This is a genomic window from Streptomyces sp. NPDC090106, from assembly GCF_044747265.1.
GTDB lineage: Bacteria > Actinomycetota > Actinomycetes > Streptomycetales > Streptomycetaceae > Streptomyces.
This window is the reverse complement of sequence record NZ_JBIVDS010000005.1, coordinates 182,681-194,404: the sequence shown is the minus strand read 5'-3', so window position 1 is coordinate 194,404 and position 11,724 is coordinate 182,681. Positions and strand designations below refer to the sequence as shown.

Genomic DNA, 11,724 nt, shown 5'->3' with positions numbered 1-11,724 from the left:
CTGTCGTGCGTGGGGACCATGATGGGCGGATGCGTGCTGCCCGCCTGATCAAGATGGTGCTGCTCCTCCAGTCCCGGCCCGCGATGACCGCGGCCGAGCTGGCGCGGGAGCTGGAGGTCTCCGAGCGGACCGTGGTCCGTGACGCCCAGGCCCTGTCGGAGGCGGGCGTGCCCGTGTACGCGGACCGGGGGCGGGCCGGCGGGTACCGGCTGATCGGCGGCTACCGGACCCGGCTGACCGGGCTGCACCGCGGTGAGGCCGAGGCGCTGTTCCTGTCCGGGGTGCCGGGGGCGCTGCGTGAGATGGGGCTGGAGGACGCCGCGTCCGCGGCCCGGCTGAAGGTGTCGGCGGCGCTGCTGCCCGCGCTGCGGGACGCCTCCGAGTCGGCGGCCCAGCGGTTCCATCTGGACGCGCCGGGCTGGTGGAGCGAGCCGCGGACGCCGGAGCTGCTGCCGGCCGTGGCCGAGGCGGTGTGGGACGACCTGCCCGTCACCGTGCTCTACCGCAAGGGCGCGGCCGAGGTGGAGCGGGAGCTGGAGCCGTACGGGCTCGTCCTGAAGGCCGGGTCCTGGTACCTGTGCGCGCGGGTGCCGGACGCCGGCGCCTTCCGGGTGTACCGCGTCGACCGGTTCACGGCCGTGACGGCAGGCGCCGGACGCTTCGCCCGTGATCCGGGCTTCGACCTGCCGTCCTTCTGGGACGAGCGGGCCGAGCAGTTCGCGCGCTCGGTGCTGCGGGCCGAGGCCGTCGTCCGGCTGTCGCCGGCCGGGGTGCGCGCGCTGCCGTACGCCGTGGACGGGCCGCCCGCGCGGGAGGCGCTGGCGGGCGCGGGGGCGCCGGACGCGGACGGATGGGTGACGGTGACACTGGCCGTGGAGTCCGAGGAGGTGGCGCACGCCCGGCTCGCGGCGCTGGGGCCGGAGGCGGAGGTGCTCGCGCCCGCCGGTCTGCGGGCGCGGTGCGCGGACGACGCGCGCCGGCTGGCCCTCCTGTACGGGACATAACAATCCGCCGCACTCCACGTGCGCCCCGCCGGTCCAGGGCAGATGCTGGACCCGTGATGGACGAGACGGAGTTCTGGGAGCTGGTGGACGCCACCCGCGAGGCCGCCGAGAGCGACCCCGAGGAGCAGGCCGACCTGCTCGTGGACCGGCTCCTGGGTCTGGACCCGGAGATGGTCCTCGACTTCGCCCGTCACTTCGAGGCCCGCTACAACCGCGCCTACACCTGGGAGCTGTGGGGCGCGGCGACCGTCCTGCTGGACGGGGCCAGCGACGACGCGTTCGACTTCTTCCGGTGCTGGCTGATCGGCCAGGGCCGGGAGGTCTACGAGGGCGCCGTGCACGCCCCGGACTCGCTGGCCGAGCTGCTCGGCGACTTCGACGAGGAGATCGACGGCGACGGCGAGGAACTGGGGTACGCCGCCGACGAGGCGTACGAGGAGCTCACCGGCGCCGTGGCCCCCGATCTCGGCATCCCGCCGGCGCCTCCCGAACCGGAGGGCGTGCCGGTCGACTTCGAGGACGAGCGGGCGCTCGCGGAGCGCTATCCCCAGCTGTGGGAACGGTTCCGCGACTGACGCCGCCCCGGCGCCCCCGCGGCCGGTTCAGGCCGTCGCCCTGCGGCGGGTCGTGTCCGTCGGGATGTACGCCTGGGTCTGCTCGGGCTTGACCCGCACCGTGTGGTGCAGGGGCGCGGCGTTGGCCTGGTCGAGGGCGGACGCGGTGACGGCCGCCGGGCCGAGGACGACCGTGGCGACGGCGCAGACGACCGCCCAGGGGCCGCGCGCGGTCCTCGTCCAGCCGGGCTTGACCGCCGTCTCCGTGTGACTGCTGTTCATTTCTTCCCCACCTCCAGTCAGTGCGTGTGCATGACGATAGGGAGCCGATCTCGGGGAGATCGGTGAGGTGGCCATGAGAAGGCTGTGAGCCGTCCGCTCTTGACCCCTCCCGTACTCGGCGGCTTACGGTTTCGCCGGCCGACCGAACAGGAGCCCTCTGCCCATGACCAGCCCGTACGTGCGGGAGATCACGCGCGCGGAACACCTCGCCCATCTGGCGCGGCACCCCGAGGCGAGTCATCTCCAGATCCCCGAGTGGGGGGACGTGAAGCCCGACTGGTTCGCGCAGAGCGTCGGCTGGTTCGAGGACGGGTCGATGGTCGCCGCCGCGCTGGTGCTGTACCGGCCGCTGCCGGGGACCCGGCGGTTCCTCGCGTACGTGCCCGACGGTCCCGCCGTGGACTGGCGGGCGCGGCTGGAGCGGTGGCTGGACCCGCTGGTGGCCCATGTGGAGGAGCACGGGGCGTTCTCGCTGCGGATGGGGCCGCCGCTGGTCGTACGGCACTGGGAGCCGGGCACCGTGGCCGCGGGCGTCGCCGATCCCGCCGTACGGCATCTGCGGGAGCTGCCCGCCGATCACGTCGACGGGTTCGCGCTGGACGCGGCGGACCGGCTCGGGGCGCTGGGGTGGCGGCGGTGCGCGGAGGGCCACGGGAACGGGTTCGGGCTCGGCCAGCCGCGCTACGGCTGCCGGATACCGCTCGCCGGGCGGAGCGCCGAGGAGCTGCGCGCGGGGCTCGCGCCCCACTGGGAGCAGGCGCTCGGCACGGCGGAGCGGGCCGGGGTGCGCGTCGGCTGGGGCACCGCCGCCGATCTGCCCGACTTCCACCGCCTGTACGCGGCGACCGCCGCCCACGACGGGTTCAGGGCCCGGCCGCCGGACTACTTCAAGCGGCTGTGGAAGGCCCTCAACGCCCTGGACGACGACCGGGTGCGGCTGTACCTCGCCGAGCACGACGGGGTCGTCCTGTCCGCCGCCCTCATGATCAACGTGGGCTCGTGCTCCTGGCACTCCTACGCCGCGTCCGGCCGGCAGGGGCGGCAGCTGCGGCCCAGCAGTGCGCTGCTGTGGCGGATGCTGGGCGACGCGCGGGCGGCGGGCGCCCAGACGTACGACCTGCGCTCGGTCACCCCGGTGCTGACCGAGGACCGGCTGCTGGGGCGGCTGCTGTTCAAGACGGGGGCGGGCGGCCGGGCCGTGGAGTACCTCGGGGAGTGGGAACGTCCGGTGGGCAGCCAGGGCAAGGTGCTCCAGCAGGCGGTGCGGGTGTGTCTGGGGCGCAGGTGAGAGGAGGTTTCAGGCCGTCCTCGCGGGCTGTCGTGGCTACGGTCTGTGCTGGAGCCGTGCCGCGCGCTGTCTGATGTCCGGCAGGCGGGCGGTGAGGGCGGCGCCGGGGCAGCTGGTCGCGTAGCCCTCGTCGTGGCCGGCGACGGCGGGCAGGTCGGCGGTGGTGCCCGCGGTGTAGCGGCTGAGGCTGTTGCTGGAGGTGAGTCTCACCGAGGCGCGCGGGTCGATGTCGGCGAGGCCCAGTTTCCAGGCGGCCAGGGCCGCTATCGCCTCGGCCATCGGCGGGGGCACGGGGACGCCCGCCGTGAAGGTGCCGAGGGCGGCGACACCGGTGGTGCGGTGGTTGAAGCCCTGGGTGTGGGCGCCGGTGACGGGGCGGTCGGTGCCGCCCGCGCGGCCCTCGTAGATGGTGCCGCAGCGGTCGACGAGGAAGTTGTAGCCGATGTCGTCCCAGTCGCGGGCGCCGGTCTGGCCCGCGGCGAGGTAGCGGATGATGCGGGGCGCGTCCGCGCAGTCGTAGCCGTTGGGCGAGTCGGTGTGGTGGACGAAGACGGCGACGACCTTGTCGTCGTAGCGCGGGGGCGGCGGGGTGCGGGCGGTGCCGTTGGCCTCGCCCGCGCCGGTCGCCCAGACCGAGCGGGCCACGATGGGCGGCTTCGCCGCGTGGTGCGGGGCGGCGGCGGGACGGGCGGCGAGCGGCCGGGCCGCCGCCCGGGCGGGGTGGCGCTGGACGCCGCTCGTGCACAGGGCGAGCGCGACGACGGTCGCGAGTGCGGTGACGCAGGCCGGCAGCAGCCAGGCGCGGGACGGCACCCACCGGGCCGGCGTCCGTTCCGGCGCCCGGGGCGGCACCCACCGGGCCGGTATCCGGGACCGCACCCGCCGGGCCGTCGTCCGGGGCGGGCGCGGCCTTCGTATCCCCCTCGCTCTTCGGACACGCATGGACCCACTCTCGGCCCGATGCGCCGCGCCCGCGATGTGGGGTGTGCCACCTGGTGGAACCATCGTCCGGGTCCAGCACGTTTCTTCCGGTGCACGCACGCGTGGCCGGTTCCGGGCGCCACGCGCGCGTGGGTGCTGATCACTGGACCGGTCCCGCCCGTACTAGAGGGACCGAGAGAAAGGCGGCTCCGTGGACCTGCTCGACATCCTGCTGGTGCTGGTCATCCTGGCCTACGCGGCCTCCGGCTACCGGCGCGGCCTGGTGGCCGGCTGCGTCTCGCTCGCCGGGTTCGTGGGCGGCGCGGTCATCGGGGTCTGGGTGCTGCCCTGGATCATGGAGCTGGTGGCGGCGGGCAGTACGGCGGCGACGGTGACGGCCGTGCTGACGGTGCTGGTCCCGGCCGTGGTGGGGCACGAGCTGGCGGGCCGGCTGGCGCTCAGGCTGCGCCGGGAGCTGGACCAGGGGCCGCTGCGGGTGGCGGACGGGGTGGGCGGCGCGGTCGCCAACTCGGTCGCCGTGCTGATCGTGTCGTGGGTGGCCGCGAGCGTGCTCGCCGTGTCCGCGTCGCCGACGCTCACCACCGCCATCCGGGACTCGCGGCTGCTGGGCGCGGTGCAGGACGCGATGCCGGACACCACGCCCGCGTGGTTCGCCCGGGCCACCTCGGCGCTCACCGCGGCGGGCTTCCCGCAGGTCTTCAACCCCTTCGAGAACGAGTCGACGGCGGAGGTCGCCAAGCCCACCGGCGACAGCGTCACGGCGGAGGCCACCGAGGCCGCCAAGCGCAGCACGGTGAAGATCGAGGGTGTCGCGGGCACCTCGGGGCGCGAGGGCAGCGGTTTCGTGTTCGCGCGCGAGCACGTCATGACCAACGCGCATGTCGTCGCCGGGATCGACGACCCGACCGTGCGCGTCGGCGGCGTCGGGCGGTCGTACGAGGCCCGGGTCGTCCTGTTCGACCCGGACAAGGACGTCGCCGTGCTGTACGTGCCGGAGCTGGAGGCGCCGGTGCTGCGCTTCGACGACGACGCCTCGCGCGGGGACTCCGCGGTGGTCGCCGGCTATCCGCAGGACGGCGATCTGAACCTCCAGGCGGCGACCGTCGCCAACCGGGTGCAGGCGCGCGGCCAGAACATCTACAACGACGAGACCGTCACCCGTGAGATCTACTCGATCCGCTCCACCGTCCGCCCCGGCAACTCCGGCGGCCCTCTGCTGACGACCGACGGCAAGGTGTTCGGCGTGGTCTTCGCCCGCTCCACGACCGACGACGAGACGGGCTATGTGCTGACGGCCGACGAGGTCGCCTCCGACGCCGAGCGCGCGGCGGACGCGACGGCGCCGGTGGACACGGGTGACCTGGTCACCTCGTAAGCACCGTGCGGCCCGGCGCGGTGGGCCATGCTGTTCCTCATGCTGCCCGTGTTCTTCCTGATCTCCCTGCTGGTGGCGGGGTTCGCGCTCTACACCGTGGTCCGCAGGCGCCGCAGCGCCTCCCGGGCCGACCAGGTCAGGGACTGCTGAACCGGGACGGGTGGTTCAGGGGCCCGCCCCGATTTTTCACAGGGTGCGGCCCATGAGGACGTCGTCGACGTAGGCGCCGTCGAGGAAGAACTCCTCGGGCAGCACTCCCTCGACGACGAAACCCTCGGACTCGTAGAGCCGGCGGGCGGGGGTGTTGTGGCCGAGGACGCGCAGGGTGATCCGGCGGGCGCCCCGGCGCCGGGCCTCGTCCTGGACGGCCCGCAACAACGCCCGGGCGACGCCGGTGCCGCGCGCGGCCGGGGCGACGGCCAGGCCCTGGATCTGGCGGACGTGCATGTTGCAGGCGAGCGGGGTGGCGTACCCCAGCCGGACATAGCCGACGACCTCGCCCCCGGCCTCGGCGACGAGATGCTCCCGAGGCCCGAACCGCTCGTTGAAGAACGGCTCGTACGGCGCCTGCGGCCGTGGCTGCACGGCGTGCAGCGTGGACCAGGTGGCACGGTCGAGGAGACCGAGCGCGGTCTCGTCGTCGGGGGTGGCGTGGCGTATGAGCATGCCGGAACCCTACGGCGCACGGTGCGGAGCCACAGGAGCGCTCCAGTGCCGGGCACGCCGGTGCGGAGCGGCAGGGGCACGCCGGAGGCGGGCGCACGGTGCGGAGCCGCAGGGGCGCGCCGGAGGCGGGCGGCCGAGCGCGCGGAGGCCCGAAGGGTCGAGCACGGTCGGTCGCCCGGCACCGGCTTGGGCGCCCCGGAGGCGGGAGCACAAAAAAAGAGGCGGCCGCCCGGCACCGGCTTGGGCGCCCCGGAGGCGGGAGCACAAAAGAAGGCTCGCGTGCGACCGTGCTCTGTCGATGCGCGACTGTCGCCGGCCGATCACGGACCTAACCTCGATCCGAACTCGGGTATCCCTGGAGCCAGTTGGGGGCATGACGTCTCCACCGGCCGCGCAACCTCGAGGAGGGGCACGTGCTTGAGCCCGCGTACCAGGTGGACGTCGTGATCGTGGGAGCAGGGGTCGCCGGACTCTCGGCGGCACATCGGCTGACCAGCGCAGGCGTGACGACGGCGGTGCTGGAGGCCGCGTCGTGCGTGGGGGGCCGGATGTCGACCGAGAAGGTCGACGGCTTCCGGCTCGACCGCGTCGGGCAGTTGCTGTCCACCGCGTATCCGGAACTACGACTGACCCCGGGGCTGGACGGGCTGGTCCTGCGCCCCTTCGCGCCGGGTGTCCTGCTGCACAGCGACGGGCGTCACCACCGGGCGGGTGCCACCGCGGCGAACACCCGGAGCGCGAGGGGCGCACTCCATGCCGTGCGCGCCCTGGCGAGCGCCCCCCGGGGCCGTGCGCCCCGTTCGGCGCCGGTGTCCGCGACCGGCGCACCACGGGGCACCGCCCCGCTGGGGACGGCGATGGACCAGGCCCGCCTAGGCGCGGCGCTCGCCCGGATCGCGAACGCGCCGGTCGAACGCCTGCTGGCCCGGCCCGAGTCACCCGCCGCCCACGCGCTCGCGGCCCGCGGTTTCCCGGCCCGGACGATCGACGGCTTCCTGCGCCCGCTGCTGGCCGCGCTGCTCTGCGACCCGGGGCTGACGACGTCGAGCCGGTGCGCGGACCTCGCGCTGCGCGCCTTCGCGGGCGGGCGGCTGTGCGTGCCGGAGGGCGGCGCGGAGGCGCTGCCGGAGCTGCTGGCGCGCGCCCTGCCGCCGGGCACGGTGCGCACCGGGGTCCGGGTCACCTCGGTGGCGACGAACGGGGTGGCCACCGCCGAGCACGGCGCGTTCCGGTGCCGTGCGGTGCTCCTGGCGACCGACGCCCGCGCCGCGGCCGAGCTGCTGCCGGGGCTGAGGGTGCCCGACTTCCATCAGGTGACGGTCGTCCACCACACGACCGAGGAGCCGCCGGGGACCGGCGCCGCGCTGCTGCTCGACGCCGATCGCGGCGGTCCGGTCACCCATACGACGGTCGTGAGCGAGGTGGACCCGAGCCGTGCTCCCGCGGGCCGGGCCCTGATCTCCTCGACGGTCCTCGGGCCCCCTCCCCCGGACGTCGCGACCGCCGTACGCCGGCATCTGTCGCGGCTGTACGGGGTGTCGACGAGCCGCTGGGAGACGCTCGCCGTCCATCACACCGCGGAGGCGGTCCCGGCGATGCGTGTCCCGCACGACCTGCGCCGCCCGGTGCGGCTGCTGGCCGGGCTGTACGTGTGCGGGGACCACCGGGACACCAGCACGGTCCAGGGGGCGCTGCACTCGGCTCACCGGGCGGCGGCGGCGATCCTGGCGGACCTCGGGGCGGCGGGCTCGATGCACCGGGCCGACCCGCTCCCCGCGGCCACCGCCACCGCGGCCTAGGGCCTGTCCGCCGGGCGCTCCCTAGCCGAGCGCCGCGACCCGGTCCCGGTACCCCCTCACCGGCGCGGCGTCCTTGTAGGGCTCCAGGCGCCGCTCGAAGTCCCGGACGTACTCCACCGCCCGTACGGAGCGCATCTCCAGGGCCGCCCCGGCCGCCTCAGCGCCCAGTGAGCAGGCCTGGTCGAGTTCGCCCAGGCCGAGGCGGGCGGAGGCGAGGACGATGCGGCAGAACAGCCGGCTGCGGGCGTACGCGGGCGCCCGCAGCTGGAGGGAGCGCTCGGCGTGCTGGGCGGCGGCGCGGAACTGCTGGAGGTCCCGGTGGGCGTGCCCGAACTCGTCGGCGAGCTGTGCCTCGTCGAAGAAGCGTGCCCAGTGGGGGACCTCGTCACCGGGCCGGGCGGCCTCCAGGGCCCGCTCGGCGCGGACCAGGGCGCCCGTGCACGCGCGCACCTCGCCGAGGACGCCGTGCCCGCGTGCCTCGACGGCGTGCAGGAGGGCCTGGACGACCGGCGGGGCGTTGGTCCCTACGCCCTGCTGGGCGACCCGGGCGAGCTGCACGGCCTCGCGCCCGTGCCCGAGGTAGACGGCCTGGCGGCTCATCGTGATCAGCACGAACGAGCCGTACGCCCGGTCCCCGGCGGCCTGTGCGAGCCGCAGCGACTGCACGAAGTACCGCTGGGCGAGCCCGTGCGCGGCGATGTCGTACGAGGTCCAGCCCGCGAGGCGGGTGAGGTCGGCGGCGGCGGCGAACAGGCGCCGGCCGGTCTGCTCGCCGTAGACGCCGCGCAGCATCGGCTCGCACTCGTGCTCCAGGTAGCGCACGAGGGCCTGGCGGGCGTGGCCGCCGCCGTACATGTTGTCGAGGGAGCGGAAGAGCTCGCCGACCGAGCGCAGGGCGTTGATGTCGCCGGGGGTGACCTTCTGGCCGGGGCCGCGTTCGCCCTGGACGCGCTGGCGGGGCACGACGGGGCGGCCCTGCACGGGCACCTTGAGCGGGGGTTCGCCGCGGGCGACCTTGTCGTCGGCGCGGCCGATCAGCCAGTCGCGGCTGGGCACGACGAGCCCGGCCGGGGTGAAGGCGATCTTGCGCAGTTCGGCGTGGCTGCCGGAGTCCTTGCGCCACAGTCCGCTGACAATGTCGACGGCCTCCTCGGGGGTGGCCGCGAACTCCAGGCCGGCGTACACCGGCGCGCAGGCGTCCAGGCCGAGGTCCTGGGCGGTGAGGCGGCGGCCGAGGCGGCGGGTGAAGACCTCGGCGATCAGGGCGGGTGTGGTGCCCCGGGGCTGCTGGCCGCGCAGCCACCGGGTCACGGACGTCTTGTCGTATCTCAGGTCGAGGCCGTGTTCGAGACCGAGCTGGTCCACTCGACGGGCGAGCCCCGCGTTGGAGAACCCCGCTTCTGCGATGAGCGCGGCGAGCTGGCGGTTGGGCGTGCGCTGCGCGGGTCGTTCCGTCATCGGCGGTACGGTCTCCTGCCTTTCGGGGCGGGTGGAGGCGGCTTTGACCGCCGCGGTACCCGGGTGTGCGGTGCCCGGATTGCCGGTGAGCAGCCCTTTTGACCTCGTGAACGGCGCGAATGTAGCGGAGAGTGAGCGGCCGGTCGCAGGCTCCACCGGCTATTCATCCGATCGTGTGAGGATTGGCCTACAGGGCTGACGGACGAAGACCGTACGGGCCGGTCGTACAGTGGCGTAGGCACGCTACGTGCCTTACGTCGTCGAGGAGGCGCTTGCCGTGAGTGAGCTGCGGTTCGTTCGCATGGGATTCGGTACGGAGGCCGTCGCGTACCAGGAGGCGTGGGACGAGCAGCGCCGGGTGCACGCGGCCCGGTTCACCGACGAGGTCCCGGACACCGTGCTGCTGCTCGAACACCCGCCCGTGTACACGGCCGGCCGGCGCACCGCGGACAGCGAACGCCCGCTCGACGGCACGCCCGTCGTGGACGTGGACCGCGGCGGCAAGATCACCTGGCACGGTCCGGGCCAGCTGGTGGGCTACCCGATCCAGAAGCTGCCGCGCCCGGTGGACGTGGTGGCGCACGTACGACGGCTGGAGGAGGCCCTGATCCGCACGTGCGCCGAGTTCGGCGTCACGACCAGCCGGGTCGAGGGCCGCAGCGGGGTGTGGATCCTCGGAGATCCGGTGGAGACGCGTCCGGCGATCGGCGGACTCTCGCTCGACTTCGACCCGCGTCTGCACGACGAGGAGTTCGACCCGCGGATGAACGGCCCCGAGTACGCCCCGTCCAACGCGGGCCAGCGCCGCGAGGACCGCAAGATCGCCGCGATCGGCATCCGGGTCGCCAAGGGCGTCACGATGCACGGCTTCGCGCTGAACGTGAACCCGGACAACCGTTGGTTCGACCGGATCATCCCGTGCGGCATCCGGGACGCGGGCGTGGCCTCGCTCGCGGGCGAGCTCGGGCGGGACGTGACGATCGAGGAGGTCCTGCCGATCGCCGAACGGCATCTGCGGGACGTCCTGGAGAATGCGGACCTCAGGCCGCGGACGATCGAGAAGGCCACGGCCTGAGACCGGGAATCAGCCCCGCCGGTGCGGGGTTGGCCTCATCGTGGGCTTGGTAATGCACGGGCGTACGCTGGTGCACACCGAGGAATCGAAGACTACGCAAGCCAATCAGCAGGGAGCCGATGTGTCCGCAGTCACACCCGACGGACGCAAGATGCTGCGCCTGGAGGTCCGGAACGCCCAGACCCCCATCGAGCGCAAGCCCGAGTGGATCAAGACCCGGGCGAAAATGGGTCCCGAGTACACCGCGATGCAGAAGCTCGTGAAGAGCGAGGGGCTGCACACGGTCTGCCAGGAAGCCGGCTGTCCCAACATCTACGAGTGCTGGGAGGACCGCGAGGCGACCTTCCTCATCGGCGGCGACCAGTGCACCCGGCGCTGCGACTTCTGCCAGATCGACACCGGCAAGCCCGAGGCGCTCGACCGTGACGAGCCGCGCCGCGTCGGCGAGTCCGTGGTCACGATGGACCTGAACTACGCCACCATCACCGGCGTCGCCCGCGACGACCTGGAGGACGGCGGCGCCTGGCTGTACGCCGAGACCGTGCGCCAGATCCACCAGCAGACCGCGGGCCGCGAGAGCGGGCACACCAAGGTCGAGCTGCTGGCCCCCGACTTCAACGCCGTCCCGGAGCTGCTCCGCGAGGTCTTCGAGTCGCGCCCCGAGGTCTTCGCGCACAACGTCGAGACGGTGCCGCGCATCTTCAAGCGGATCCGCCCCGGCTTCCGCTACGAGCGCTCCCTGAAGGTCATCACCGAGGCCCGTGACTTCGGCCTGGTGACCAAGTCGAACCTGATCCTCGGCATGGGCGAGACCCGCGAGGAGGTCAGCGAGGCGCTGCGGCAGCTGCACGACGCGGGCTGCGAGCTGGTCACCATCACCCAGTACCTGCGCCCGTCGGTGCGTCACCACCCCGTCGAGCGCTGGGTGAAGCCGCACGAGTTCGTGGAGCTGAAGGACGAGGCCGACCAGATCGGCTTCTCCGGCGTGATGTCCGGGCCGCTCGTCCGCTCCTCCTACCGGGCCGGCCGGCTCTACCAGATGGCGATCGAGAAGCGGGGCGCGTACGTCGCCTCGCAGGCGGTGTGATGGCACTCAGTGCCACTCGGCGCGTGTGAAGCTGAGCACAAGCGGCTACCGCCGGGTTATGGCCGATTGACGCGGTCCCGACCGTCCCCGCAGCTAGGGGCGCCGTCGGGGCCGCGTCAGGGTTCGCGGCCCGCCCATCAAGGCTTCATTGGCGTTTGACCGGTCGGTCACGCCCTGGTAACACCAATCAGTGA

Annotated in this window: 11 protein-coding genes; 7 read left to right on the top strand and 4 right to left on the bottom strand. The window is 73.8% G+C overall.

Translation table 11 applies throughout. The features are described from left to right. The first annotated feature begins 29 nt into the window (after positions 1–29). Positions 30–1,004 carry a helix-turn-helix transcriptional regulator gene (locus ACIPSE_RS17920; protein ID WP_401663522.1) on the top strand — a complete coding sequence of 325 codons (975 nt, stop codon included), beginning with the start codon at positions 30–32 and terminating at the stop codon, positions 1,002–1,004. 56 nt (positions 1,005–1,060) lie between these two features. Continuing rightward, complete coding sequence (locus ACIPSE_RS17915) at positions 1,061–1,579, top strand: DUF4240 domain-containing protein (RefSeq protein WP_401664448.1); 519 nt, start codon at positions 1,061–1,063, stop codon at positions 1,577–1,579. A 27-nt stretch (positions 1,580–1,606) separates the two neighbouring features. Here ACIPSE_RS17915 and ACIPSE_RS17910 read toward each other — a convergent pair whose 3' ends face one another. After that, entirely contained in the window at positions 1,607–1,840 is a 234-nt protein-coding gene (locus tag ACIPSE_RS17910) for a hypothetical protein (RefSeq protein WP_401663520.1), read from the bottom strand. Positions 1,841–2,003: 163 nt separating this feature from the next. Between ACIPSE_RS17910 and ACIPSE_RS17905 the strand changes: the two genes are divergently transcribed. After that, positions 2,004–3,128 carry a lipid II:glycine glycyltransferase FemX gene (locus ACIPSE_RS17905; protein ID WP_401663518.1) on the top strand — a complete coding sequence of 375 codons (1,125 nt, stop codon included), beginning with the start codon at positions 2,004–2,006 and terminating at the stop codon, positions 3,126–3,128. 36 nt (positions 3,129–3,164) lie between these two features. Here the strand turns inward: ACIPSE_RS17905 and ACIPSE_RS17900 are convergent, their stop codons facing one another. After that, a complete protein-coding gene (locus tag ACIPSE_RS17900) occupies positions 3,165–3,941 on the bottom strand; it encodes a peptidoglycan recognition protein (protein WP_401663516.1) in 777 nt (258 codons plus the stop codon). Between the two features lie 319 nt (positions 3,942–4,260). Between ACIPSE_RS17900 and ACIPSE_RS17895 the strand changes: the two genes are divergently transcribed. Beyond that, a complete protein-coding gene (locus ACIPSE_RS17895) occupies positions 4,261–5,445 on the top strand; it encodes a MarP family serine protease (RefSeq protein WP_401663515.1) in 1,185 nt (394 codons plus the stop codon). A 186-nt stretch (positions 5,446–5,631) separates the two neighbouring features. Here the strand turns inward: ACIPSE_RS17895 and ACIPSE_RS17890 are convergent, their stop codons facing one another. Beyond that, positions 5,632–6,111 (bottom strand): GNAT family N-acetyltransferase, encoded by a 480-nt coding sequence (locus tag ACIPSE_RS17890; protein ID WP_401663513.1) that lies wholly within the window; start codon positions 6,109–6,111, stop codon positions 5,632–5,634. 413 nt (positions 6,112–6,524) lie between these two features. On the opposite strand from ACIPSE_RS17890, the gene ACIPSE_RS17885 reads away from it, so the two are divergent. After that, positions 6,525–7,910: an NAD(P)/FAD-dependent oxidoreductase gene (locus ACIPSE_RS17885; protein ID WP_401663511.1), complete on the top strand. Its 1,386-nt coding sequence runs from the start codon at positions 6,525–6,527 to the stop codon at positions 7,908–7,910. Between the two features lie 21 nt (positions 7,911–7,931). Here ACIPSE_RS17885 and ACIPSE_RS17880 read toward each other — a convergent pair whose 3' ends face one another. Next, entirely contained in the window at positions 7,932–9,368 is a 1,437-nt protein-coding gene (locus ACIPSE_RS17880; protein WP_401663509.1) for a regulator, read from the bottom strand. Between the two features lie 277 nt (positions 9,369–9,645). On the opposite strand from ACIPSE_RS17880, the gene lipB reads away from it, so the two are divergent. Together lipB and lipA are read left to right on the top strand one after the other, a co-directional pair. Next, positions 9,646–10,443, top strand: a complete 798-nt coding sequence (gene lipB / locus ACIPSE_RS17875) for a lipoyl(octanoyl) transferase LipB (protein WP_401663507.1) — start codon at positions 9,646–9,648, stop codon at positions 10,441–10,443. A 121-nt stretch (positions 10,444–10,564) separates the two neighbouring features. Continuing rightward, complete coding sequence (gene lipA, locus ACIPSE_RS17870; protein WP_401663505.1) at positions 10,565–11,530, top strand: lipoyl synthase; 966 nt, start codon at positions 10,565–10,567, stop codon at positions 11,528–11,530. Positions 11,531–11,724: the final 194 nt, after the last annotated feature.

Bases quoted from the DNA above. Each gene is read 5' to 3' on its own strand.
- ACIPSE_RS17920 (WP_401663522.1), top strand. From the start codon at position 30: ATGCGTGCTGCCCGCCTGATCAAGATGGTGCTGCTCCTCCAGTCCCGG.
- ACIPSE_RS17905 (WP_401663518.1), top strand. From the start codon at position 2,004: ATGACCAGCCCGTACGTGCGGGAGATCACGCGCGCGGAACACCTCGCC.
- ACIPSE_RS17890 (WP_401663513.1), bottom strand. From the start codon at position 6,111: ATGCTCATACGCCACGCCACCCCCGACGACGAGACCGCGCTCGGTCTC.
- ACIPSE_RS17880 (WP_401663509.1), bottom strand. From the start codon at position 9,368: ATGACGGAACGACCCGCGCAGCGCACGCCCAACCGCCAGCTCGCCGCG.
- ACIPSE_RS17915 (WP_401664448.1), top strand. From the start codon at position 1,061: ATGGACGAGACGGAGTTCTGGGAGCTGGTGGACGCCACCCGCGAGGCC.
- ACIPSE_RS17910 (WP_401663520.1), bottom strand. From the start codon at position 1,840: ATGAACAGCAGTCACACGGAGACGGCGGTCAAGCCCGGCTGGACGAGG.